The sequence below is a fragment of the Actinospica sp. genome, assembly GCF_035552695.1.
Taxonomy (GTDB): Bacteria; Actinomycetota; Actinomycetes; order Streptomycetales; family Catenulisporaceae; genus Actinospica.
The window spans coordinates 106,398-127,989 of record NZ_DASZKT010000116.1 but is presented as its reverse complement, the minus strand read 5'-3'; the positions used below and the strand labels follow the sequence as shown (position 1 = coordinate 127,989).

General features: G+C 70.5%; 24 protein-coding genes. 10 read left to right on the top strand and 14 right to left on the bottom strand.

All coding sequences use genetic code 11. The features are described from left to right. Positions 1-34 precede the first annotated feature (34 nt). Positions 35-421, bottom strand: a complete 387-nt coding sequence (locus tag VG296_RS14650; RefSeq protein ID WP_325566255.1) for a DUF4190 domain-containing protein — start codon at positions 419-421, stop codon at positions 35-37. Between the two features lie 92 nt (positions 422-513). Between VG296_RS14650 and VG296_RS14645 the strand changes: the two genes are divergently transcribed. Then, positions 514-813 carry a hypothetical protein gene (locus VG296_RS14645; RefSeq protein ID WP_325566254.1) on the top strand — a complete coding sequence of 100 codons (300 nt, stop codon included), beginning with the start codon at positions 514-516 and terminating at the stop codon, positions 811-813. A gap of 76 nt (positions 814-889) precedes the next feature. Here VG296_RS14645 and VG296_RS14640 read toward each other — a convergent pair whose 3' ends face one another. From VG296_RS14640 to VG296_RS14620, 5 genes are all read right to left on the bottom strand, one after another. After that, on the bottom strand, positions 890-1,726 hold the full coding sequence (locus VG296_RS14640) for a hypothetical protein (protein WP_325566253.1): 837 nt from the start codon (positions 1,724-1,726) through the stop codon (positions 890-892). Next, positions 1,716-2,570 carry a transglycosylase SLT domain-containing protein gene (locus VG296_RS14635; protein ID WP_325566252.1) on the bottom strand — a complete coding sequence of 285 codons (855 nt, stop codon included), beginning with the start codon at positions 2,568-2,570 and terminating at the stop codon, positions 1,716-1,718. The genes VG296_RS14640 and VG296_RS14635 overlap by 11 nt, the downstream gene beginning before the upstream one ends. 20 nt (positions 2,571-2,590) lie before the next feature. Then, entirely contained in the window at positions 2,591-2,947 is a 357-nt protein-coding gene (locus VG296_RS14630; RefSeq protein ID WP_325566251.1) for a hypothetical protein, read from the bottom strand. A gap of 162 nt (positions 2,948-3,109) precedes the next feature. Then, positions 3,110-4,201 (bottom strand): S-adenosylmethionine:tRNA ribosyltransferase-isomerase, encoded by a 1,092-nt coding sequence (locus VG296_RS14625; RefSeq protein WP_325566250.1) that lies wholly within the window; start codon positions 4,199-4,201, stop codon positions 3,110-3,112. Continuing rightward, positions 4,198-4,956: an SDR family oxidoreductase gene (locus VG296_RS14620; protein WP_325566249.1), complete on the bottom strand. Its 759-nt coding sequence runs from the start codon at positions 4,954-4,956 to the stop codon at positions 4,198-4,200. Before VG296_RS14620 ends, VG296_RS14625 begins: the two co-directional genes overlap by 4 nt. Positions 4,957-5,090: 134 nt before the next feature. Between VG296_RS14620 and VG296_RS14615 the strand changes: the two genes are divergently transcribed. Further along, positions 5,091-6,287 (top strand): GAF domain-containing sensor histidine kinase, encoded by a 1,197-nt coding sequence (locus tag VG296_RS14615; RefSeq protein WP_325566248.1) that lies wholly within the window; start codon positions 5,091-5,093, stop codon positions 6,285-6,287. A 43-nt stretch (positions 6,288-6,330) separates the two neighbouring features. Next, positions 6,331-6,933: a response regulator transcription factor gene (locus VG296_RS14610; protein ID WP_349259563.1), complete on the top strand. Its 603-nt coding sequence runs from the start codon at positions 6,331-6,333 to the stop codon at positions 6,931-6,933. Here VG296_RS14610 and VG296_RS14605 read toward each other — a convergent pair. From VG296_RS14605 to VG296_RS14590, 4 genes are read right to left on the bottom strand one after another with little or no spacing between them, the layout of a single operon-like run. Further along, entirely contained in the window at positions 6,917-8,059 is a 1,143-nt protein-coding gene (locus VG296_RS14605) for a phosphotransferase enzyme family protein (protein WP_325566246.1), read from the bottom strand. The two genes, VG296_RS14610 and VG296_RS14605, sit on opposite strands and share 17 nt — an antisense overlap. Then, positions 8,059-8,814 (bottom strand): ABC transporter ATP-binding protein, encoded by a 756-nt coding sequence (locus tag VG296_RS14600; RefSeq protein ID WP_325566245.1) that lies wholly within the window; start codon positions 8,812-8,814, stop codon positions 8,059-8,061. Before VG296_RS14600 ends, VG296_RS14605 begins: the two co-directional genes overlap by 1 nt. Continuing rightward, a complete protein-coding gene (locus VG296_RS14595; protein WP_325566244.1) occupies positions 8,811-9,572 on the bottom strand; it encodes an ABC transporter permease in 762 nt (253 codons plus the stop codon). The genes VG296_RS14600 and VG296_RS14595 overlap by 4 nt, the downstream gene beginning before the upstream one ends. 20 nt (positions 9,573-9,592) lie before the next feature. Then, positions 9,593-10,690, bottom strand: coding sequence for an ABC transporter substrate-binding protein (locus VG296_RS14590; RefSeq protein WP_325566243.1), 1,098 nt, complete (start codon positions 10,688-10,690; stop codon positions 9,593-9,595). A 47-nt stretch (positions 10,691-10,737) separates the two neighbouring features. On the opposite strand from VG296_RS14590, the gene VG296_RS14585 reads away from it, so the two are divergent. The 3 genes from VG296_RS14585 (at position 10,738) to VG296_RS14575 (ending at position 14,838) form a co-directional block, all read left to right on the top strand. Then, positions 10,738-13,644, top strand: a complete 2,907-nt coding sequence (locus VG296_RS14585) for an FAD-binding and (Fe-S)-binding domain-containing protein (protein ID WP_325566242.1) — start codon at positions 10,738-10,740, stop codon at positions 13,642-13,644. Continuing rightward, positions 13,644-14,402: an LLM class F420-dependent oxidoreductase gene (locus VG296_RS14580; protein WP_325566241.1), complete on the top strand. Its 759-nt coding sequence runs from the start codon at positions 13,644-13,646 to the stop codon at positions 14,400-14,402. The genes VG296_RS14585 and VG296_RS14580 overlap by 1 nt, the downstream gene beginning before the upstream one ends. 142 nt (positions 14,403-14,544) lie before the next feature. Continuing rightward, positions 14,545-14,838 carry an antibiotic biosynthesis monooxygenase family protein gene (locus tag VG296_RS14575; RefSeq protein ID WP_325566240.1) on the top strand — a complete coding sequence of 98 codons (294 nt, stop codon included), beginning with the start codon at positions 14,545-14,547 and terminating at the stop codon, positions 14,836-14,838. A 22-nt stretch (positions 14,839-14,860) separates the two neighbouring features. Here the strand turns inward: VG296_RS14575 and VG296_RS14570 are convergent, their stop codons facing one another. Together VG296_RS14570 and VG296_RS14565 are read right to left on the bottom strand one after the other, a co-directional pair. Beyond that, positions 14,861-15,850 (bottom strand): LysR family transcriptional regulator, encoded by a 990-nt coding sequence (locus VG296_RS14570; protein ID WP_325566239.1) that lies wholly within the window; start codon positions 15,848-15,850, stop codon positions 14,861-14,863. 183 nt (positions 15,851-16,033) lie between these two features. Further along, positions 16,034-16,693, bottom strand: a complete 660-nt coding sequence (locus tag VG296_RS14565) for an FMN-dependent NADH-azoreductase (protein ID WP_325566238.1) — start codon at positions 16,691-16,693, stop codon at positions 16,034-16,036. Between the two features lie 99 nt (positions 16,694-16,792). Here VG296_RS14565 and VG296_RS14560 point away from each other — a divergent pair, with 99 nt between their 5' ends. The 3 genes from VG296_RS14560 (at position 16,793) to VG296_RS14550 (ending at position 18,891) form a co-directional block, all read left to right on the top strand. Next, the gene (locus VG296_RS14560) at positions 16,793-17,287 is read left to right on the top strand and encodes a MarR family winged helix-turn-helix transcriptional regulator (protein WP_325566237.1); all 495 of its coding nucleotides are present in this window, start codon (positions 16,793-16,795) and stop codon (positions 17,285-17,287) included. Next, a complete protein-coding gene (locus tag VG296_RS14555; RefSeq protein ID WP_325566236.1) occupies positions 17,256-18,056 on the top strand; it encodes a GNAT family N-acetyltransferase in 801 nt (266 codons plus the stop codon). The genes VG296_RS14560 and VG296_RS14555 overlap by 32 nt, the downstream gene beginning before the upstream one ends. A gap of 61 nt (positions 18,057-18,117) precedes the next feature. Then, positions 18,118-18,891 (top strand): class I SAM-dependent methyltransferase, encoded by a 774-nt coding sequence (locus tag VG296_RS14550; RefSeq protein ID WP_325566235.1) that lies wholly within the window; start codon positions 18,118-18,120, stop codon positions 18,889-18,891. A gap of 10 nt (positions 18,892-18,901) precedes the next feature. On the opposite strand, the gene VG296_RS14545 is transcribed toward VG296_RS14550, so the two are convergent. Then, positions 18,902-19,222: an L-rhamnose mutarotase gene (locus VG296_RS14545; RefSeq protein WP_349259562.1), complete on the bottom strand. Its 321-nt coding sequence runs from the start codon at positions 19,220-19,222 to the stop codon at positions 18,902-18,904. A 312-nt stretch (positions 19,223-19,534) separates the two neighbouring features. Here VG296_RS14545 and VG296_RS14540 point away from each other — a divergent pair, with 312 nt between their 5' ends. Then, positions 19,535-20,731, top strand: a complete 1,197-nt coding sequence (locus VG296_RS14540) for an RtcB family protein (protein ID WP_325566233.1) — start codon at positions 19,535-19,537, stop codon at positions 20,729-20,731. Between the two features lie 183 nt (positions 20,732-20,914). On the opposite strand, the gene VG296_RS14535 is transcribed toward VG296_RS14540, so the two are convergent. Then, positions 20,915-21,526 (bottom strand): DNA-3-methyladenine glycosylase, encoded by a 612-nt coding sequence (locus VG296_RS14535; RefSeq protein ID WP_325566232.1) that lies wholly within the window; start codon positions 21,524-21,526, stop codon positions 20,915-20,917. Positions 21,527-21,592 lie beyond the last annotated feature (66 nt).

Here is a 21,592-nt window from a genome sequence, read left to right as displayed (position 1 = left end):
TAGGCCCGTGGCGCGGGCGGGTCCGCGCCGATCCTCAGTTCGAGGTCGCGAGGATCAGCACGATCAGGGCGAGCAGCGCGAGCCAGAGCGTGCCGGTGACGATGCCGGCGATCGCCATGCCCCGCCCGTCCGTGCCGTCCCGCTTCGTCTGCCGCACCGCGATGATGCCGAAGACGATGCCGAGGATCGCCGGGATGAAGTACAGGAACCCGCAGATCCCGCAGACCAGCGCGGCGATGGCCAGGCCGTTGGTGCGCTTGGCCGGGTAGCCGGGGTAGTAGTACGGCGCCATGCCGGGCGGCGGGTAGCCGTACCCGGTGTAGCCGGGCGTGCCCGGCGCGGGCTGCGGTGGCTGGACGCCGCTGGGCACGGACTGCCATGGGTCCGCGGGTCCGGGTCTGGGCTGGTCCGACTCGGTCAAGATAGTCCCCCTCGATGCAAACGGCAGCAGTCCTGCACAGCGCGGACGCCAAGCGTACGATACTGCCCACCCGAACGAGAGAGCGATATTGCATGGAAGCTCAGGTGGAGAGCCGGCGCTCGGTGAGCTGGGCCGCGATACTGCTGCCGCTGCTCGCGGTGGCGGGCGCGGTGGGCTGTTTCGCGGCCGGGCTGCAGGCGAACGGGACCGGCCACGAGCCGATGCTCAGCTACGTGCTGCCGCTGGTGATCTCGCCGGTGGTCGCGGCCCTGATCGCGATCGCGGCCTCGGTGGTGCGCCGCGGCACGCTGTACATGCTCGGCTGCGGTTACGCGGTGGTCGCGGTCAGCCTGGTGCTCGGGCTCATCGAGGCGCGCTCCGGCGGGAACTGACGAGGCGGCCGCGCGGTCCTGGTGGAAACGCGCGGCCGAGGATCGAGCGGCCGAGGATTAACTCGTGTGGGTGAACTCAGCAGAGCCTCGTGACGGAGCAGGGCCCTGATTGGAGCGCGCCCAGCACGGTGCTCGCCGAGGAACCGTCCCACGCGGCGCCGGGCTGGTCGCCCGAGTACGGCGCGACGTAGACGGCGAGCTCGATCAGGTACCCGTAGGGCGCGGCGAGGTACTCGTGCCAGGTCAGGGTCGAGCCGGTGGAGGTCGGGACGGTGATCGTCGCGGCGTATTCAGGGCCCTGGTTCACCGCGACCGATACCTTCGCGCCGGACGCCGTGCTCGCGCACTTGCCGAGGTCGGCGACGAGGTCCGTGTAGAGGTTGTAGATCCCCTGGATGTCGCCGGAACTGGTGTCGTTGGTGGCCAGGACCGTTTCCTCCGCGGCCCAGTCGTCCCGTCCCCCGCTGCCGCCGCTGGTCGGCGAGAGTTCGGCCTGCGCGGCGGGGAACGCGCCGAGTTCGGCCTGGTCCGCGCTGCTCAGCGTCGACTGGCAGTCCTGGACGGCGCTCAGTGCCGGAGCCTTCGCCGACTTGGCCACGCTCGCGGGCGAGGGCCAGCGGTACTTCGCGTAGAGCGGGATCGCGGAGGGTCGGATCCACGACGCGGCCGGGATCGACGTGGCCGCGGAACCAGACGCAATCGACCCGGAGCCCGCGGATGATCTGGAACTCGCGCTCGCCGAGGAGGACGCGGCCGCGCTGGTGGACGCGCTCGTCGAGCCCGCCGAGCCGGTGGCCGACGCACTGCCGGAGCCGGCCGGCGTGCTCGGGTTGCCGGAGCATCCGGCGAGGGCGGCGGTCGCGAGCAGCGTCGCGCCGACCAGCACCCCCGCACGAAGCGGCTCAGTAACCAACGTAGTTTCCTCCATTGTCTACGCTTCTGACGCCGGGAACGTTCTGGATCGATCCGTAGCGCGAGATCGCGTACCGGACCCCCGCGACGATGTTGTCGACCGGGTTGTAGATGTCGTCGTGTCCGGACAGCTTGTACTCGCTGAACGTGGTCCCGATCACCTGCATCAGGCCGCGCGACGGGTCGCCCGCCTTGGCGTTGCTGTCCCAGTTGTTGATGGCGTTCGGGTTGCCGCTGGATTCGTGCTCGATGATCAGCAGCACCCCGGCCTTGTCCAGTTCGCTCGCGGGCACGCCGCTGGCCTCGAGCGCCTGGAACGCTTGGTCGATCCAGGCCTCCACCTGCGCCTGGTTGGCGTATTGCGCGGGGCCGGGCGGCTGCGTGCTTCCGCCGGAGCTCGAGCCGCCGCCGGACGACGAGCCGTGGTGCGCAGAACCGTGGTGCGCCGAGCCACCGCCGCCGCCGCTGCCCGAGGTGTGTGTCGCATGCGGCGGCGTCACACTGCCCTGGTGCTTCTTGACGGCCTTGAGCCTGGCCTCGACCGTCGCCTCGGTCTCGACGTATGCCGCGAGGTTGCTGTCGAGCGACGCCGTGTCCTGCGTGAGCCCCTGAGCGACCTGCTGCGCGACGGAGGCCGCCGCGCCGACCTTCGCGAAGCTCTCGGCCAGCGGCACCTCGCCGAACAAGCCCTCGAACAAGGTGCTCGGAACGCAGCCCATCAGCTGCTGATGGATATTCGAAAGCTGCTTCGAGATGGCGTTGAGCTCGTCGGAGCCCTTCTGCCAGGCCTGAATCAGGCCTTTCACCGATGCGATGTCTACCTGATACTGATCGCTCGCGGCCATGTCCTCCCCCAAATCCCCGTTTAGAAAATGCCTGCGATGGCGTACGCGGCGGCCACGGCGGAGTGCGCCGAATCGAGCGCACCCACCAATTGCGTGACCTCGGCCTCCCGCTGCCGCGCGCGGGCCCGGAATCCGTCCGCGGCCGCGCCCGTCCAATGCGCCGAGGAGGCAGCGGCGGCCAACTGCTGCTTGAGCTGATTGGCCTGGTTGGCAAGCTGCTCAAGCTCCTGCACGACGTTGCCGAGCCCCGCGTCGGTCAGGAAGCCGTGCAGCGAACTCAGCATCCCCTCGACGGAGCCCACTCCCGCCTGGATGACGTCCTCGCCCGCGTGCACGATATCGCCCGCGGCGCCTTCGATATCTCCCAAAATCCCCATGTGCGAACCCCCGGTTCCCGTGGTGCGGCAAGCCCCCGTACTGACAGGGAGAATAATCCACTGCCGTGGTCACGGCCACTCTGAGAGCGCAAAAACGCGGTGGTGCACAGGGCGTGCCGCGCAAAATGCCGCACAGGGACTACACAAACGGTTCAACGACGGTTACGGCAGCAGCAGATTCACATCGCCGAACTCGTGCCACAGGTAGCCCCCTGCGATCGCCTCGGCGTAGCAGAGGTCGAGCAGGGGTCGTCCGGCGACGGCCTGCAGCATGAGAAGGTGCGATGCGCGCGGCTCGTGCCAGCCGGTGAGCAGCCCGTCGACCGCGTAGACGCCGCGCTCCGGTGTGATGATGAGGTCGGTCCATCCGTCGGCGGCGTGCACGTGGCCGTCGGCGTCGACGGCGGATTCGAGGGCGCGCACGACCGTGGTGCCGATGGCGACGACCCGTCCGCCATCCCGCCGCGTGCGCTCGACCAGCTCCGCCGTCGCCGCGGGCACCTTGAACCGTTCGGCGTAAGGAGCCTCATGCGCTTCCGGGGACGCGACGCCCGTGTGTAGCGTGATCGGCGCAATCTTCGTACCGCGCCGCTCGAGTTCCTTCACCAGTTCGGCGGTGAACGGCCGCGCCGCGCTGGGCATCTCGCTGCTGCCCGGCTCGGTCGCGAACACGGTCTGATAGGCCTCGATCGGCCACTCGCGGTCCACGTAGCCATATCGGATCGCCTTGCCGTACCAGGCGAGGTACGCCACGAGCGACATCCCGCGCGGCAACCGGATTTCCGCGAACCAGAGCCGGTTCGTGAAGCGCTCCGTCAGCTGCGCGTGGGCTCGGCCGGGCAGCGTGATCACGAGGCCGACCCGGGCGGGCGACTCCCCGGGCTGGTAGTACCGGGACGGGCCCGCAGCCCGCGCCGCGCCCCCGTCCGGCGCGGGCCTGCGCAGCTCGACCAGGTACGCGCCGCGCTCGTTCGGCTCGGCCGACGAGACGTGCACGGCGACGGGGCGCCCGTCGACCAGCCTTCCGGTGAGCGCCGCCGGGAGCGTGCCCGAGTTGTTGACCACCAGCAGGTCCTGCGCGGTCAGCACGTCCGGCAGGTTCGTGAACTGATGGTGCTCGGCCATCAGCGACCTTCGGTATCCGACGACCATCCGCACCCCGTCCCTGGCCAGGCCGCGGGCCTCGGCGGGCTCGTGCGCGGTCAGCTCGTCGGGGACGTCGAAGTCGAATCCGGTCTCCAGGGTGATCGTCATGCGTTCGCCTCCACACTCAGCAGGTCGGCGGCGCGGTAGCGTCCCGAAGCGGGGTTCTCGTCGAGCAGCCTGCGGAAGGCGGGCACGACGCTGACGGGCAGCGGCCGGTCGGAGATGTCCTCGCCGGGGAAGGCCTCGGCGTGCATCCTGGTGCGCATGTCGCCGGGATCGACGGACCATACGGTCACGTCCTGCTCCTCCTGCGCGAGGATCGCCGAGGCGTGGTCCAGCGCCGCCTTGCTCGCGCCGTAGCCGCCCCAGCCCGCGTACGCCTCGACGGCCGCGTCCGAGGAGATGTTGATGATCCGGCCGTGCTTGAGCCGCAGCTGCGGGAGCAGCAGTTGGGTGAGCGCGAGCGGGCCGAGGACGTTGACCTCGAAGGTCTCCAGCAGCCCGACCAGCGGGAACTGCGCGAGCGTCGGCATCGGCGCGCCGTCGAGGTCGAAGCCGGCGAGCGTGGAGGCGTTGTTGATCAGCAGGTCGGCGCCGCCGAGTTCGGCCGCGGCGTGTGCCAGCTCGGCCCGGTGGTCGTCGTCGACGACGCTCCCCGCCAGCGCCGTCACGGCGGTGCAGCCGGTGACTTCGGCGGCCGCCCTGTCCAGCTCCTCGGCGCCGCGCGCGGTCAGCACCAGCCGCCAGCCCGCCTCCGCGAGATCGCGTGCGAGTTCGAGGCCGAGACCGCGGGACGCGCCGGTGATCACGGCGACGGGCCGGGTATCGCGGAAGGTCTTCGCGCTTGCGTTCGTGTTCGTCATGCCTTGACCGTCTCGCCGCGGGGTGCGAGTCGTGATCGGGCCGCAGCCCGGTACGTCGCAGGACTTTGGTCCTAGGACCAACGCCCGTACACGGACTGATCCGCTTCGGCGGAGGTCGGCGGTACGGTGAGTGCATGTCCGAGAGCGGCGCCGGTGCGAGCGCGAGGGCGGCCGCGCTGGCCGCGATGAGTGAGCTGAGCGAGGCCGTGCTCGCGGTGACCGAGCATCTGGACACCTCGACGGTGCTGCGCACGATCCTGCGGACGGCGCGCGATCTGGTCGGCGCGGAGTACGCGGCGCTCGGGGTGCCGGACGGAGCGGGGTCCTTCGCGCGGTTCCTGGTCGAAGGCGTCACGGACGAGCAGTGGAAGGCGATCGGGCCGCTGCCCCGGCAGCACGGCATGCTCGGCGTGATGATGCAGGACCCGCATCCGCAGCGGCTGTCGGACATCATGGCGGATCCGCGTTTCAGCTGGTGGCCGGGGGCGCATCCACGGCTGCGCGGCTTTCTGGGCGTGCCCATCCGGGACGGGGACGTGATCCTCGGCGCATTGTTCATGGGCAACACCGAGCCGGTCGGCGATGGCGGGGATTTCACTGAGGACGACGAGGCGGTACTGAAGATCCTCGCGGCGCACGCGGCGATCGCGTTGACGCACGCCCGTCTCTACGAGCGTGAGCGCGAACTGGCGATCACTACGGAGCGGGCGCGGCTGGCGCGTGAGCTGCACGACGCGGTGGCGCAGAAGCTGTTCGCGCTGCGGTTGACGGCGCAGGCCGCGAGCAGCCTGGTGGCGTCGGATCCGGAGCGGGCGCGCGAGCAGTTGGCGCAGGTCGGCGCGCTGGCGACGGAGGCCGCCGAGGAGTTGTCGACGGCGGTCGGCGAGCTGCGCACCCCGGATCTCGCGGGCGACGGGTTGGCCGAGGCGCTGCGCAAGCAGGTCGCGGTGATCGACCGCGCCCGCAGTGCGCACGGCGGCCCGCGCGTGCGCTTCACCTGCCACCAGACGCAGCCGCTGCCGCCGACGCACGATCAGGTCGTGCTGCGGGTCGCGCAGGAGGCGTTGCACAACGCGCTGAAGCATGCGGGGGCGAGTCGGATCGACGTGTCCCTGCAGCCGATCTGCACGGGCCCTGACCGGCTGGTCGGCGGCGTACGCCTGGTGGTGCGCGATGACGGGAAGGGCTTCGATCCGCAGGCGGCGGGCCGCGGCCTCGGGCTGGTCTCGATGCGCGAGCGGGCCGATTCGGTCGGCGGCAGGCTGGCCGTGCAGACGCAGGAGGGCGCGGGCACGTTGATCGAACTGGAGGTGCCCGGTGGCCGGTCGTAGCGGGGGCGGCAAGGTGAGAGTGCTGATCGCCGACGATCATCCGATGGTCCGTCAGGGGCTCCGCGTGTTCCTCGAACTGGAACCGGACCTCGAGGTGGTCGGCGAGGCGTCCGACGGTGCCGAGGCCGCCGCGTTGACCGCCGAACTGCTGCCGGACGTCGTGCTGCTCGATCTGGTCATGCCGGGCGTGGACGGCCTGTCCGCCCTGGAAACGCTTGCCGAGCAGGGCTTGGCGGACCGCGTGCTCGTGGTGACGAGCTTCGGCGAGTATCGCAGCGCGCTGCCCGCGCTTCGGGCGGGAGCGCGCGGCTATATCTCCAAGGACGTCGATCCGGCGGCGTTGGCGACGGCCGTGCGCGCGGTCGCGGCGGGTCACGTGCTGCTGGGCCCGCAGGTCTCAGAGGCGCTCGTCGCGCAGGCCGGATCCGCCGCCGCCGTGCCGAGCGAGACGCAGGGCCCGCAGTTGACGGCGCGTGAGCGCGAGGTGCTGCAGCAGATCGCCGCCGGCAGGTCGAACCGCGAGATCGCCAGGACTCTCCTGCTCGCGGAGAAGACCGTCAAGACGCATGTCTCGAACATTCTGATGAAACTAGGAGTCTCGGACCGAACCCAGGCGGCACTCTGGGCGGTCAGGCACGAGGACTGACGATCTCGCGCAGGAACGCGGATCCGCCCTCGCTCGCGAACCAGAACGTGTGGTCGATCAGGTAGCGGTAGGCGAGTTCCGCGTTGGCCTCGTTCTTCGTCACTCCGGCGAAGTAGTCGAGTTCGCTGAGCGCGAAGTCCACGTGGCAGAGCGGGAGCAGTTCGGGGAGCGCCGCCCGCTCCGCGTCAGTGAGGCGGCGGACCTCTTCGTAGCCTGCGATCAGCGCACGCGCGGCATCCGCGTGGACGGCGCGCTCGCCCTTCCCCGCGAGTTCGACCCATTCGATCGCGTTGCGCTCGATCGCCAGCGCGAGATCGTGCACTGCGTACGCGCGGTCGGCGAGGTTGAAGTCGATGACGCTCGCCGCCTCGTCGCCGTGCCAGAGCAGATTCGAGGCGTGCAGGTCGTTGTGCGTCCACAGCGGCGGTAGCGCTCGAAGCTGCGGCTGAAGACGCTCGTAGAACGGCAGGTGCCAGCGCTCCAGCGCGCCGCGCCAATCGGCCTTCCGCTCCAGGTAGACCGCCAGCGCCGGCCGCGCGGCGGCGAACTTCTCGGCAGCGGACAGCGGATCCGTCTGATCGCCGAAGATGGTGAAGCCACCGGTCAGCGGCACGACGGAGCGATTCGGCGCGTCGTAGCCCCTCGCGCAGTCATGCAGCTTCGCCAAGATCCGGCCAGCGGAGTGCGCGTGCTGCAGGCTGTGGAACGGTGACCAGGAGATCGCGTCGCGGTACACGTCTTCGCCCTCGCCGACGCTGTGCACCTCGTACGTCCACGCGCCGTCGTCGCTGACGCCGACGGACTCGCCGCCGGCCTCCGTCAGCACTCGTACTACCGGAGCGTGGTTCGCCGCGAGGTGTCGCAGGAAGCCGTGCTCCTCGGCCAGGCTTTCGCGCGTACGCACGCTGATGTGGTGCCGCTTGACGAACACGTCCGCGCCCCGTGCCGCGCGGACGAGCGCGGCGGCCGAGAGCGGTCGCGGGGAACGCCACCGGACCTCGCGTGCGCCGCCCGCCTCGGGAAACGCGGCGAGCAACGCGTCGAGTTCGGGCAGGGTGAGCGGCGGCCAGTCGGGGTCGGCCGGTTCGGTGCCCATCCCGTGCACGAGGTGCGGCGAAGCGGACATTAGGAGCTCGATCCGAGCAGCGTGTCGAGCAGTTGCCGTTCGAGCCCGGCGAACTCGGGCAGGGCGAAGGTGCCGGCGCCGCGCGGCCTCGGCAGGTCGATCTCGAAGCGGCGGGTGACGCGCGCGGGCCTGGGGCTCAGGACGTGCACGGAGTCGGAGAGGAACACCGCCTCCCGGATATCGTGCGTGACCAGCACGATCGTCCAACCGTGCCGCTGCCAGGTCTCGGCCAGCCACAGCTGCATCTGCGTGCGGGTGAGCGAGTCGAGGGCGCCGAACGGCTCGTCGAGCAGCAGCACCGGCCGGTTCATCGCGACGGTCCGCAGCAGGGCCGCGCGCTGCCGCATGCCTCCCGAGAGCTGCGCCGGGTACACGTACTCGAACCCGTCCAGCCCGAACTCCGCGAACAGCGGCGCCACCTGCTCGCGCGCGGCCTTCTTCTTCACCCCGGCGACCTCGAGGCCGAGGATCGCGTTGTCCTCGATCGTGCGCCACGGGAAGAGCAGATCCTTCTGCGGCATGTACGCCACCCCGCGCTCACCGGCGACCCGAACCTCGCCGCCGCTCGGCTTGTCGAGATCGGCCAGGATGTTCAGCAGCGTGGACTTCCCGCTGCCGCTCGGACCGATGACGGCCGCGATCTCGCCTTCGCGTACCTGCAGGTCGAGACCGGCGAGCACAGGCAGCGGCGACCGGCCCGGACGCGCGTACTCGTGCGTCAGGCCCTTCGTCTCGAGTACATAGTCAGTGGTCATCTCGCCGCCTCCCGACCGGTCCGCTCATGCCTGCGCCACGGCGTGAGCCAACGCTCCAGCAGGTACGTCAGCGCGAACAGCACGATGCTGCCGATCGCGATCACCGCGACCGTCGCGAACACGAGGTCGGTGCGGAAGACCTGCTGCATCTGCTGCAGATAGATGCCGAGCCCGCTCTCCGCCCCCGCGTACTCGGCGAAGATCGCACCGCCGATCGCGTACGTGATGGCGACGCGCAGGCCGGTGAAGAAGAACGGCAGCGCCCCGGGCACCCGCATCGTCCAGAAGATCCGCCAACGGCTCGCGCCCATCGAACGCATCAGCCGGTCGGCGTCCTCGTCGGCGTTCGCGAAACCGGCGGCCAGCGAGGCGGCCAGCGGGAAGAACGTGGCCAGCGCGACGAGCAGGATCTTCGGCCCGATCCCGAAGCCGAACATCACCACGAACAGCGGGGCGATCGCGATGATCGGAACGGTCTGCGAGGCGACCAGCAGCGGGTAGACCGCGCGGCGGGCGGCCGGGGAGAAGTCCATGGCCGTAGCGAGGATCCAGGAGACCGCGAAAGAGAACGCGAAGCCGAGCTCCGTCTCGCGCAGCGTCGGCCACGCATTGTGCGCGATCGCGCGGCGCTGCCCCCAGCCGGCCGAGACGACCTGGCTCGGCGAGGGCAGCACCTGCGGGTTCTTGACCCCGTACTCGGCGGCCAGCTGCCAGCCGACGATCAGCACGGCGGCCAGCAGCACCGGCGGCCAAAGCATACGAATGAGCCGATTGGGCGTCATGCGGTCACGCTCGCCGGAAGGTAGTCGTTGGTGAACAGCGTCGACTCCTTGGGTGCGGCCTTGATGGGCTTGCCCGAGGCGTCGGTGAGGATGCCGTTCTTGAACATGAAGTCGGTCAGCGCCTGCCAGCGCGCCGCGCTCTGGTAGCCGATTTGCCCATTGGAGTCTTTGTAGTACTGGCTGGCCTCGAGTTGCGCGCTCTGCATGACGAGCTGGACCTGCGTGCCGAGCACCGCCTGGTTCGCCTGGATGAGCAGGTTCGCCGCCTCCGTCGGGTGCGCGGCGGCGTAGGCGTAGCCTTCCTCGATCGCGGCGAGGAAGCGCTTGGCGACGTCCGCGTTGTGCTGAAGGTAGTGGCTCGACGAGGCGATGATCGCCGAGTAGATCGCCGGGAAGCCGTACTCGGTGACGTCGAAGGTGCGCAGCGGCTTGCCGACGAGCGCGGCCTGCAGCACCTCCCACGTCGGCTCGGGCATCGCGAAGTCGGCCTGGCCCGCGTAGAGCGCCTGGTAGGCGTCCGTGTTGAGGGTCACGTCCTTGAACTGGCCGGTGCCGCCCGCCGCGCGGATCACGTACTGCAGCATGGGGACCTCCATCGGCCCGCCGTAGCCCGCGTAGACCTTCCCGTCCAGCTGCGCCGGATTCTTGATCGCGGAATCCGCGCGCACACCGATACACACGTCCGTCTTCTGGGTGATCGCGAACACCGAGACGATGTCGCCGCCGGCGACCGCGGCCTCCGTCAGCCCGTCCTGGTAGGAGATGCCGAAGTCCGCCTTGTGCGTGGAGATCAGCGTCTCGGGCGCGGTCGAGCCGTACGGCACGATCTGCAGGTTGATGCCGCGCTGGGCGAAGTAGCCGAGCTGCTGCGCGACGAAGACGCCGGTGTGGTTGGTGTTCGGCGTCCAGTCGAGCGCCAGCGAGACGTCCGCCAGTTGAACGCCGTCGTTCGCCGCCTGGGTGTTCGACGCGCCCGAGCCGCGGCCGCCGCCCCAGGCGGCGAGCACGGTCACCCCCGCGCCGAGGCCGAGGGCCACCAGCGAGCGGCGGGTGAGGTTGGGCGGGCGGCTGCCCGAATCCGGCGGTGAGTTCACAGGGTGTGATCATACCCGCAGGTGCGGAAGGCTCTAAGATCGCCGATATGTCCCTGGAGAAGGCACTGCGGGCGGCGCTCGGACCCGATCTTGTGGAATTCGACCCGGGGACGCGCGCGATCTACGCGACCGACTCGTCGAATTACCGGCAGGTCCCGATCGGCGTGATCTTCCCGCGCTCCGCGCATGACGTGATCGCGGCCCTCACGGTGTGCGCGGAGCACGACGTGCCGGTGCTCGGCCGCGGCGCCGGGACCTCGCTCGCCGGGCAGGCGTGCAACACGGCGGTGGTCTTCGACTTCAGCCGTCACATGAATCGCATCCTGGAGATCGACCCGGAGGCGCGCACGGCGCGGATCCAGCCCGGAGTCGTGCTCGACGATCTGCGCCACGCCGCGGCTGCCCACGGCCTGACGTTCGGCCCCGACCCGGCGACGCACGCCTGGTGCACGCTCGGCGGGATGATCGGCAACAACTCCTGCGGCACGCACGCGCTCTACGCGGGCAAGACCGTCGACAACGTTCTGCGACTGCGCGTGGCCTGCTACGACGGCGTCGAATACGAGTTCGGTGAGTACGACGAGGCGGCGTACGCGGCGCTGGTGCGCTCCGGCGCTCCCGAGGCCGGGATCCTGGGCTCGCTGCGGGAGATCGGCCGTCGACACGCCGACCTGGTACGCGAGCGCTTCCCGGACATCCCGCGTCGCGTGTCCGGCTACAACCTGGATCAGTTGCTCCCCGACCGGCCGCTCAACGTCGCGCGGCTGCTGGTCGGGACGGAGTCGACGTGCGCGCTGGTGACGGAGGCCGTGGTCAGCCTGTCGCCGAGCCCCGGCCATCGTCGCCTGCTGATTCTCGGCTACTCGAGCATCTACGACGCCGCCGACGCCGTGCCGTCACTGCTACCGCACCCGCTGCTCGGCCTGGAGGGCTTCGACGTCACCCTCCTCCGCCAAATGCGCTCCCGCGGCCTGAATGCGGAACACCTCCCGCTGCTGCCTCAGCTCGACGACGCGCTCGCCGCGCAGTCCGGCGGCTGGCTTCTCGCCGAGGTCGGCGGCGCCACCTCAACCGAAGCCGACGAGGCAGCCGGCGCCCTGATCGCGTCGCTGCCCGCCGATGTCGCCCACCGGCTGCTCGTCTCCCCCGTCGAACAGCGCGGCGCGTGGGCGATCCGCGAATCAGGGCTCGGGGCCACGGCGCTGCGTGACGACGGCGGCCACAACGCCGAAGGCTGGGAGGACGGCGCGGTCCCCCCGGAACGCCTCGGCGAGTACCTGCGCGGCATCTCAGCCCTTTGGGACGAGTACGGGTATTCCGGCGCGTGGTACGGCCACTTCGGCCAGGGCTGTGTGCACACGCGCAACGACTTCGACCTGCACACCGCCGCCGGGCTGCGGAAGTACCGCGCGTACGTGGAGCGCGCGGCCGACCTCGTCGTGTCGCTCGGCGGCTCGCTCTCCGGCGAACACGGCGACGGCCAGGCGCGCGGCGAACTGCTGGAGCGCATGTACGGACCCGAACTCGTGGATGCGTTCCGGCAGGTGAAGGCGGTCTTCGATCCGCGCGGCCGGATGAACCCCGGCAAGGTCGTCGACCCGTACCCGCTGGACACGAACCTGCGCTACGGCCCCACCTACACTCCCGCGACGCCTGCCGCGGGCTCGTTCTTCGCCTTGGCCCACGACGCCGGCTCGCTCCAACACGCCGCCGAACGGTGCGTCGGCGTGGGCCGCTGCCGCCGGGACGACGCCGGGGTGATGTGCCCGTCGTACCGTGTGACCAGGGACGAGAAGCACTCGACGCGTGGCCGGGCGAAGCTGCTCGTCGAGATGTTCCAAGGCGAGGCGACCCGGCACACGTGGCGCAACAAGGAAGTGCTCGACGCCCTCGATCTGTGCCTTTCGTGCAAAGGCTGCGCGGTCGACTGCCCCACCCACGTCGACATGGCGACGTACAAAGCCGAGTTCCTCGCCCACCATTACCGGCGACGGCTGCGCCCGCGAGCGATGTACGCGCTCGCGCTCACGCCGTGGATGGCCCGGATCGCCGCCCGAATGCCGACCCTCACGAACAGGGCTCTCAACGGAGGTGCCCCGGCCTCGCTCCTCAAACGCCTCGCCGGAATCACCCGCGATCGCCGCGCCCCTTCCGTCGCCGGCAGCACCCTGCGACGCATCCATCGCGAAACAGCACTGCCCGATCTCCCGACCGTCGTTCTGTGGCCCGACACGTTCACCGACGCCTACCGTCCCGAGGTCGCGGAGGAGTGGCTGCGGATCTTCGAATCAGTGGGCGAACGCGTGGCCGTGCCGACCGACTGGGCGTGCTGCGGGAGGCCGCTGTACGACGCCGGAATGCTCAAACTGGCCGAGCGAACCCTCCGCGGCCTTCTCGACACGCTCGATCGCTACATCGCCGACGACGTCCCGATCGTCGTCCCGGAGCCGAGCTGCCTGGCCGCCTTCCGCGACGAACTGCCCGGCCTGCTGCCCGGGGATCCGCGCGCCGCCAAGCTCGCCTCGCTCGCCCGCTCCCCCGCCGAGCACCTGCTCAGCCTCGACCCCGGGGAGCTCGGCCCGCTCGCTCCCGAGGAGCCCACGGCCCGCGTGCTCGTCCACCCGCACTGCCACGCCCGGGCGGCGCACGCCGCCGACGCCGATCGGCTGCTGCTCACCCGGCTCGGCTATTCGGTGGACGTGCTCGACGCCGGCTGTTGCGGGCTGGCCGGGTCCTTCGGCTTCCGCGCCGAGCACGAGCCGCTCTCCCGGCGGATCGGCGAGGAACAGTGGCTGCCGAAGATCGACGCGGCGCTCTGGTCGGGCGAGGACGAGAGTAAGGTGGAATTGTTGATCGATGGATTTTCCTGCGCGACGCAATACGCACATCTCGCGCACCCCTCGTCGCCTCGGCCGTCCACTCTGGCCGAGCTCATTGGGAGGACCTGCCACTGATGGCCCGTTTCAAGGTTGGCGTCCAGCTGCGCCCGCAGCACTGCACGATGGACCAGCTGCGCGAGGCGTGGATCGCCGCCGACGCGCTCGAAGTCGACACGATCTGGACCTGGGACCACTTCTATCCGCTGTTCGGCGAACCCGACGGCCCGCACTACGAGTGCTGGTCGATCCTCGCCGCGATCGCCGCGACCACCAAGCACGCCCAGTTCGGCGCGCTGGTCACCTGCAACTCGTACCGCAACCCCGAACTGCTCGCCGACATGGCCCGCACCACGAACGAGATCAGCGGCGGCCGCGCGATCCTCGGCATCGGCTCCGGCTGGTTCGAGCGCGACTACCTCGAGTACGGCTACGAGTTCGGCGACGCGCCCGGCCGTCTCAGGGCCCTGGGGGAGGCGCTGCCCCGGATCAAGTCTCGCCTGGCCAAGCTCAACCCCGCGGCCCCCGACCTGCCGATCATGATCGGCGGCAGCGGCCCGAAGGTCACCCTGCGGCTGACCGCCGAGTACGCCCAGCTGTGGAACAGCATGGGCGACCCGGAGACCTACGGCCAGAAGGTCGCCATCCTCAACGACTGGTGCGCCAAGATCGGCCGCGACCCGAACGAGATCGACCGCACCGTCATGATCGGCAACGACGGGCTCGACAAGGTGGACGAGTACCTCGAGGCCGGGGCCACGCACATCATCCTCGGCTGCGACGCCCCCTTCGACCTCGAGCCGCTCGGCCGCCTGCTCAAGCTCGCCCGCGGCTGACCCGCCCGGCGCGTCGGCCCACTCCGCGGCCGACGCGCAACCGGCGTCTGTCGGTGGCCTCCCGTAGTGTCGTGACCGGGCCGGGCGGTACCGAATCCGCCGCACCGCATGAGGCTGGGAGGCCACCGTGATCGGGCGATTGATGAAAGCGACCGCGCAGCCGGGCCGCGGAGCCGACCTGGCCGACCTGCTTCTGCGCGTCGCCGAGGGCCTGCGCGGCTTCCCCGGCTGCGAGGTCTACGCCATCGCGCACGACGCCGACGACCCCGACTCGATCCGCGTCATCGAGGTCTGGCAGAGCGAGGAGGCCGCCCAGTCCGCCCTCGCCGCCACTCCCGCCGAGGGCAGCCCCAAGCCATCCGAGGTGATGGCCCTGCTGGCTTCGCCACTCGAGCGCATCGACCTCGCCCTCCTCGGCGGCGTCGGCCTGCCCTAAGCCCCGCTGCGCGCGAGGTGAGTCAGTCGTCGGCCTTCTTCGCCTCGTCCTGCTCGGCCTCGGCGGCGCGGCTGACGGCGGCGGCGAGGGTCATCGGTTCGGCGAGGTGGGCGACGGTTTCCTTGAGCAGGGAACGGAACTGGGCCAGCGGGGAGCCGGGCTGGGCGGAGCCGCTGCGGACCGCGACCGCGATGTGCCGCGTCGGCGGGTCGGTGTTGATCGGCAGGATCTTCACCGAGTCGGGGACGATGCGGGGCAGGCCGAGGCGCGGGATCACGGACACGCCGAGGCCGTGGCCGACCATGGCGACCGAGGCGGCGAAGTCGGTCGTGTTGTGGGCGGCCCTGGGCTGGAAACCGGCCACGGCGCAGGCGGCCATGACGATCTCGTGCGTGGAGGTCCAGTGCCGGCTCAGCACCCAGGGCTCGTAGGCGAGCCTGCTCAGCCGGTCAAGCTCGTCGAGTGCGCCGAGCGGGTGGACCGCCGGGACGACGGCCCGGTAGGTGTCGGTGAGCAGGGGTTCGAGGCTGATCCTGCGGTCGGCGAGCAGCGGGCGGTTGGGGGCGATCATCACCACGGACAGATCGAGCTCGCGGTCGAGGAGCATCGCCATCGACTCCTCCGACTCGACCTCGTCGATCTGGATGCTCCAGCCGGAATTGCGGTGCAGCGCCGTGGAGACCGCGTCGGCGACGAAGCACTGCAGCGCGCTGGAGAAGCCGCCGACGCGCAGCACGGCGGTGTCGCCCTGCTGGTAGCTGCGCATATCGCTCTCGGCCTGCTCGAAGCGCTCGAGGATCGCGTCGGCGTGTTCGAGCAGGATCTTCGCGGGCTGAGTCAGCACCACCCCGCGGCCCCGCTTCTCCAGCAGCGTGCAGCCGGTGATCCGCGCCAGCGAGTTGAGCTGCTGGGAGACGGCGGACGGACTCAGATGCAGCGTCTCCGCGGCGGCGACGACGGTGCCGTGGTCGGCGAGGGCTCGAAGCGTCCGCAGGTGGTTCGGATCTATCATGCAGACCACCTTGATGATTCCATGCAGAACTATTCGATGGACGTGCAGATTACCGGACCGGCGGACAACGGTCCATGCCCGGGAGCGCGGCGCGGCCGGCGCTCCGCACGTGTCATCGAGTTCGTATGCTGCGACCGCCGAGGCCCTCGCCGACCACTGATACCGCTCGCGCGGGGCTGACCCTCAGACTCCGGCGGTCTCGAAGCGGGTGGCCAGCGCCTTGGCGTGTGCGGCGGCGTCCGCGTGGCCCTTGGCGCGCAGCTCCTTGGCCTGCGGAACCAGGTCGGCCATCGCCGGGACGCGCTCGGCGCCGGTGAGCTGGACCGTGATGAAGCGGACGTCGAGGCCGAGCGCCTTGCCCAGCACCGTCTCCAGGTACGGCTGCACATGGTCCCAGCCGTCGCGCGGGGTGCCGGGGAAGTAGCCGCCGCCGTAGCTCGCCACGACGGTCGCGGGACGACCGGCGAGCGGCAGCGGCTCGAGGCCGAAGACCTTGCCGTTCACCAGGATCTGGTCGAGCCAGTCCTTGAAGGTGCCGGGGACGGCCCAGTTGTACATCGGCACGCCGAACAGGTACGCGTCCGCCTCCAGCACCTCGTTCACCAACTGCTCGCGCTGGGCGAACGCGGCCTGCTGCTCCGGTGTGCGGCGCTCCGCGGGGGTGTATCCGGCGCCGGCCGTGAGCTCGTCCAGCGGCGGGATCGGCCGGGCGCCGAGGTCGCGGTAGGTGACCGTGCCGCCCGGGTGCTCGGCCGCCCAGGTCTCGCGGAAGGTCCTGGCGACGTCCTTCGACACCGAGGTCTGCGAGAACAGGGACGAATCAATATGCAGAAGACGGGCCATGAGTTGCTCCTTGGATCATCTGGTCGACATTTCGTCTTGAGCAAAGAATGTCTGTGCGGCAGATTATTTGTCAAGCGGGCGGTACGGTACGCTGGTGACATGGCCGAAGACACCGCCGCGCCCGTCCGGACAGGTCCCCCGCAGGACCTGTCCTGGCTGCTGGCCACCGCCTTCCGGGCGCATCTGAGCGCGCTGCGCGGGGCGGTCGGCGACCTGCCGCACGGGGCCCGCGGCTACGGCGCGCTGCGCGAGGCGGCCGAGCCGACCCCGCGCAACCAGGCCGAACTGGCCAAGCTCCTCGGCCTGGACCGGACCGTGATGGTCTACCTGGTCGACGACCTGGAGGCGGCCGGTCTCGTGGAGCGGGTGCCGGACCCCAACGACCGTCGCAGCAAGCTGATCCGGGCGACCCCGGCGGGCCTTGCCCGGATGTGCGAACTGCGCCAGGCCACCGCGGCGGCGGAGGCCGAGCTGCTCGCCGACCTCTCCCCCGCCGAAACGGAACTGCTGCACACGCTGCTGCGGCGGATCGCTGCCCGCGGTGCCCGGTACGATCAAGCGCATGAGTGCCAGGTCGACGAGAATCAGTGCTGAGGAGCTCGGCACCCGCGAACTGCTCGCCGTCGCAGCCGACTTCTGGGGCTACCTCGAGTCAGCGTCCTTGGACGGCTGGGAGCTGCGGGCGGGGGCCGGATTCACCAACCGCGCCAACTCCGTCTGGCCGATCGGCCCGCTGCGCCGTCCGCTGACGCAGGCCCTCGACGAGGTGCGCGCCTGGTACGCGGAGCGCGGCCTGTCGCCGCAGGTGCTCACGGAGATCGGCAGCGAGTTCGACCGCGCGCTCACCGAGCACGGCTGCGGCGCCGGCCACGACGACGCGTACCGGCAGACGGCCCCGCTCGCGCCCGCCCTCGAGGCGCTGGTGCAGCGTCAGCACCCGAATGTGCCCGTCTCCACCGCCGACCGAGCGCAGGACCGCTGGCTGCGGCTCTACCGCGCGGGCGCGGTCCCGCCGCAGGCCAAGGAGATCCTCGGCTCCGGCGAGCGGTACCGGTACGCCACGATCTACGACGAGATCTCCGGCGAGCCGCTGGCCATCGGCCGCGCGGCGCTGGCCGGCGGGTCACGGTCCTGGGTGGGCCTGGCCGGGATCGAGACCGCTCCGAACGCCAGGCGGCGCGGCCTGGCCAGGCTGATACTCAGCACCCTGCTGAGGTGGGCGGCGGAGCAGGGCGCCGAGCGCGTGATGCTCGAGGTGCGGCGGGAGAACGAGGCGGCGATCACGCTCTACCGGCAGCTCGGTTTCGCCACCGCGCACGAGTACCACTACCGGATGGTGACCGAGGCCGTGCCCGAGACCTGATCCGCTGCCAGCATGTTGCTGTCAATGCAAGGCTGTCAATGTCATCGAGTACGCTGGCCCCATGGCGGAGAAGTCCGAGTTCGACACTGAGACCACGGCCCGGCACTACGCGGCGGCCCGGCCCACCTACCCCTCCGAGCTTTTCGACGCCCTCGACGAGCTGCTCGCGCACGAACTCGCCGGCGCCGTCGTCGTGGACGTGGCCGCCGGCACGGGAATCGCCTCGCGCCAGCTCGCCGAGCGCGGCGCGCAGGTGACCGCGGTCGAGCTGTCCGCCGCGATGCTCTCCGAGCTGGCTGCGGCCTCCCCCGGGGTGCACGCAGTCCAGGGCAGCGGGCACGCCCTGCCGCTGGCCGACGACTGCGCCGACCTGATCACGTACGCCCAGGCCTGGCATTGGATGGACCCGGAGCCGGCGCTCGCCGAGGCCCGCCGCGTGCTGCGTCCGCACGGTGTGCTCGCGCTGTGGTGGAACCAGACGGACCGCTCAACGGGCTGGGAGCGCAAGCAGGCGGAACGGATCACGGCGGCGGTCGGTTCCGACTGGAACAGGTACTCGGCGACCGAGATCGCCGCGCACGTCACGCTGCCGGAGGATCTGACGCGGCACGCGTTCACCTTCGACTGGGACCGCGTCGTCACCCTGGACACGCACCTGTCGAATCTGGCCTCGAAGTCGTACATCGCCGGCCTCGGGGCGCAGACCGAACCGTTCCTCGCGAACGAGCGTGCGCTGCTGCTGGAACTCTTCCCCGATCAGCAGCTCACCGAGAAGTTCACCACGCTGCTGATCGCCGCGCTGATCGGTGAGAATCTGACGATCGCAGCGCGCTGACCGCCTCGGTTCAGCCCTCCGGCAGCCGCCAGACCTCGGGCAGGCCGGCTGCCGCGCCGTCCGACGAGTAGTCGTGCGCGACGTCGAGCAGCTCGTCCATGCGGGCCTGCCACGCGACGTTCACCGGCAGCGCCTCCAGCTCCGCGAGCAACCGGGCGTAGTCCTCGCACTCGATCAGGTGGAACAGCTCGGTTCCGCTGCGCCAGATCGACCAGCGCTTCGCCCCCGCGGCCCGGATCGCCGCCGTCAGTTCCGCCGGCACCTCGCGGTGCGCGGCCTCGTACTCGGCGATCCGGTCGGCCCGCACCCGGGTGTGCAACGCGATACGCATCATGGCTGCGTTTGTATCACAGAGATCCGAGGTCTCGGCAGCGCTCCGTGGGTCCAAAATCCCATTGCTCCGCGCACCGCCGTATGGGTCAATGGAGACCGGCGCGGCTGAGCGTCCGTGTGGTGCGGACCGGCCCGATCGACTCCGAGGACAGGAGGACTCCAGTGATGCTGCCGCGTTCATCCGCGCGCCGCTGTCGCAGGCCCCTGACCCGGCCGGGCGTGTAGTTCCCGCACGGACCTCGCCGCGCCAGTCTCTTCGCGGGCCGTCAGCAGTACCCTCATTCACTCAGCATCTTGATAAGGATTCAGCATGCCCATGCACGAGCTGCCCGGTGGCGGCACGGTGCCCATCCGGCTGTGGGCCGACCCGGCTTCGATCGAGGAGCAGGCCCTCCGGCAGCTGCACAACGTGAGCACGATTCCGCAGGTAGCGGGCGTCGCCGTGATGCCGGACGTGCACACCGGGATCGGCGCGACGGTCGGCAGCGTCATCGCGATGCGCGGCGCCGTGTGCCCGGCCGCGGTCGGCGTGGACATCGGCTGCGGGATGACCGCGGTACGCACCTCGCTCACGGCCGACGGCCTGCCCGACGACCTCGGCGCCCTGCGCGACCGGATCGAGCGGGCGATCCCGGTCGGCCGTGCCGGCCACGGCACTCCGGTCGACCCGGCGAAGCTCGGCGGCCTCGACACGCTGCGCTGGACGGAGTTCTGGCGCGAGTTCGACGCGCTGGCCCCGGCCGTGCACGCGCGACGTGACCGGGCGCTGAGCCAGATGGGATCGCTCGGTTCCGGCAACCACTTCATCGAACTCTGTCTCGACACCGAGGACCGGGTGTGGTTGATGCTGCACTCCGGCTCGCGGAACGTCGGCAAGGAGCTCGCCGACCATCACATCGGGATCGCGCGCGGCCTGGAGCACAACCAGGGCCTCGTCGACCGGGATCTCGCCGTGTTCCTGGAGAAGACCCCTGAGATGTCGGCTTACCGGGCCGACCTGTTCTGGGCGCAGGAGTACGCGCGGTACAACCGGGTGGTGATGATGGCGCTGTTCCGGCACGTCGTCGCGCGCGCCTTCAAGTCCGCCGCGCCGAGCTTCGGCCAGACCATCTCCTGCCACCACAACTACGTCGCCGAGGAGACGTACGACGGCGAGAAGCTGCTGGTGACGCGGAAGGGGGCGATCCGGGCGGGGGCCGGCGAGTACGGGATCATCCCGGGCTCGATGGGGACCCGGTCGTACATCGTCAAGGGCCTGGGCAACCGGGCCGCGTTCAACTCGGCCTCGCACGGCGCGGGCCGGCTGATGAGCCGGTCCAAGGCGCGCAAGTCCTTCACCACGAAGGATCTGGAGCGGCAGACCGCGGGCGTGGAGTGCCGGAAGGACCTGGGCGTGATCGACGAGATTCCGGGCGCGTACAAGCCGATCGAGCAGGTGATGGCCGCGCAGACCGACCTCGTCGAGATCGCGGCCGAACTGCGCCAGCTCATCTGCGTCAAGGGCTGAGCGCCCGAAACAGTTCGACCGGCGACCGGGCACAGCGTGGGGGTGCCCGGTCGTCGGCCGCCTGGTATCTGGATCGCGCGAACTGTCAGCTCCCCTGTTAGCCGACAGGCCTTGCGCCGCCTGACACGGGACAGCTTGCCAACCCCGCCTCACATCCGACTAACGTGCCAGTATCCCCGCAGGTCAGCTGGCTGTTTTGGCGGGTTTCGCGCGGCGATACGGGCTGACGGTGGGGTCACCGTGCACATGGAAGCGCCACGGGACGTCGGCGGCCCGGCTGACCCCGACTCGCGGACCCGAGCGGATCAGGGCGCCGTCCACGGGCTTGCCGAGCTCGAGCGTCAGCGGACCCCGCGGCGCGCACAGGTCGGAGCCGTCGAGTTCGCGGGTGAGCCCGAGGGCCGTCGCGAGTCGACCGGGACCGCGCGCGAGGTCGGCGTCGACCCGGGAAGCGACGCGCCGAGCGCGGGCGAGCACCAGGCCGTCCACGACCTCACCCGCGCGGATCAGCACTCCTTCGCCGGTTCCCTCCGGCATGCAGACGGTGTTGACCGCGTAGTGCATGCCGTAGATGAAGTACACATACGCGTGGCCGGGAGGGCCGAACATCACCGCGTTGCGCGCCGTGCGTCCCCGGTACGCGTGCGAGGCCGGGTCGCGTGCCCCCGCGTACGCCTCGACCTCGGTGATCCGGATCGTGACGGAACCCTCCCGCGACCGCGCGGTCAGCAGGCAGCCGAGGAGTTCCGGCGCCACCTCGGGCGCGGTCCTGGCGAAGAAGTCGCGAGGCGGCACGGGGCCACTGTACCCGCCGGATGATCGTCAACCTAGGGTTGACGAATGGGCATCGTCAACCTACGG

Excerpts from the sequence above, each read along its gene's own strand:
- VG296_RS14645 (WP_325566254.1), top strand. The coding sequence starts at position 514 with ATGGAAGCTCAGGTGGAGAGCCGGCGCTCGGTGAGCTGGGCCGCGATA.
- VG296_RS14635 (WP_325566252.1), bottom strand. The coding sequence starts at position 2,570 with ATGGCCGCGAGCGATCAGTATCAGGTAGACATCGCATCGGTGAAAGGC.
- VG296_RS14630 (WP_325566251.1), bottom strand. The coding sequence starts at position 2,947 with ATGGGGATTTTGGGAGATATCGAAGGCGCCGCGGGCGATATCGTGCAC.
- VG296_RS14625 (WP_325566250.1), bottom strand. The coding sequence starts at position 4,201 with ATGACGATCACCCTGGAGACCGGATTCGACTTCGACGTCCCCGACGAG.
- VG296_RS14620 (WP_325566249.1), bottom strand. The coding sequence starts at position 4,956 with ATGACGAACACGAACGCAAGCGCGAAGACCTTCCGCGATACCCGGCCC.
- VG296_RS14615 (WP_325566248.1), top strand. The coding sequence starts at position 5,091 with ATGTCCGAGAGCGGCGCCGGTGCGAGCGCGAGGGCGGCCGCGCTGGCC.
- VG296_RS14610 (WP_349259563.1), top strand. The coding sequence starts at position 6,331 with ATGGTCCGTCAGGGGCTCCGCGTGTTCCTCGAACTGGAACCGGACCTC.
- VG296_RS14605 (WP_325566246.1), bottom strand. The coding sequence starts at position 8,059 with ATGTCCGCTTCGCCGCACCTCGTGCACGGGATGGGCACCGAACCGGCC.
- VG296_RS14600 (WP_325566245.1), bottom strand. The coding sequence starts at position 8,814 with ATGACCACTGACTATGTACTCGAGACGAAGGGCCTGACGCACGAGTAC.
- VG296_RS14595 (WP_325566244.1), bottom strand. The coding sequence starts at position 9,572 with ATGCTTTGGCCGCCGGTGCTGCTGGCCGCCGTGCTGATCGTCGGCTGG.
- VG296_RS14585 (WP_325566242.1), top strand. The coding sequence starts at position 10,738 with ATGTCCCTGGAGAAGGCACTGCGGGCGGCGCTCGGACCCGATCTTGTG.
- VG296_RS14580 (WP_325566241.1), top strand. The coding sequence starts at position 13,644 with ATGGCCCGTTTCAAGGTTGGCGTCCAGCTGCGCCCGCAGCACTGCACG.
- VG296_RS14575 (WP_325566240.1), top strand. The coding sequence starts at position 14,545 with ATGAAAGCGACCGCGCAGCCGGGCCGCGGAGCCGACCTGGCCGACCTG.
- VG296_RS14570 (WP_325566239.1), bottom strand. The coding sequence starts at position 15,850 with ATGATAGATCCGAACCACCTGCGGACGCTTCGAGCCCTCGCCGACCAC.
- VG296_RS14565 (WP_325566238.1), bottom strand. The coding sequence starts at position 16,693 with ATGGCCCGTCTTCTGCATATTGATTCGTCCCTGTTCTCGCAGACCTCG.
- VG296_RS14560 (WP_325566237.1), top strand. The coding sequence starts at position 16,793 with ATGGCCGAAGACACCGCCGCGCCCGTCCGGACAGGTCCCCCGCAGGAC.
- VG296_RS14555 (WP_325566236.1), top strand. The coding sequence starts at position 17,256 with ATGAGTGCCAGGTCGACGAGAATCAGTGCTGAGGAGCTCGGCACCCGC.
- VG296_RS14550 (WP_325566235.1), top strand. The coding sequence starts at position 18,118 with ATGGCGGAGAAGTCCGAGTTCGACACTGAGACCACGGCCCGGCACTAC.
- VG296_RS14545 (WP_349259562.1), bottom strand. The coding sequence starts at position 19,222 with ATGCGTATCGCGTTGCACACCCGGGTGCGGGCCGACCGGATCGCCGAG.
- VG296_RS14540 (WP_325566233.1), top strand. The coding sequence starts at position 19,535 with ATGCCCATGCACGAGCTGCCCGGTGGCGGCACGGTGCCCATCCGGCTG.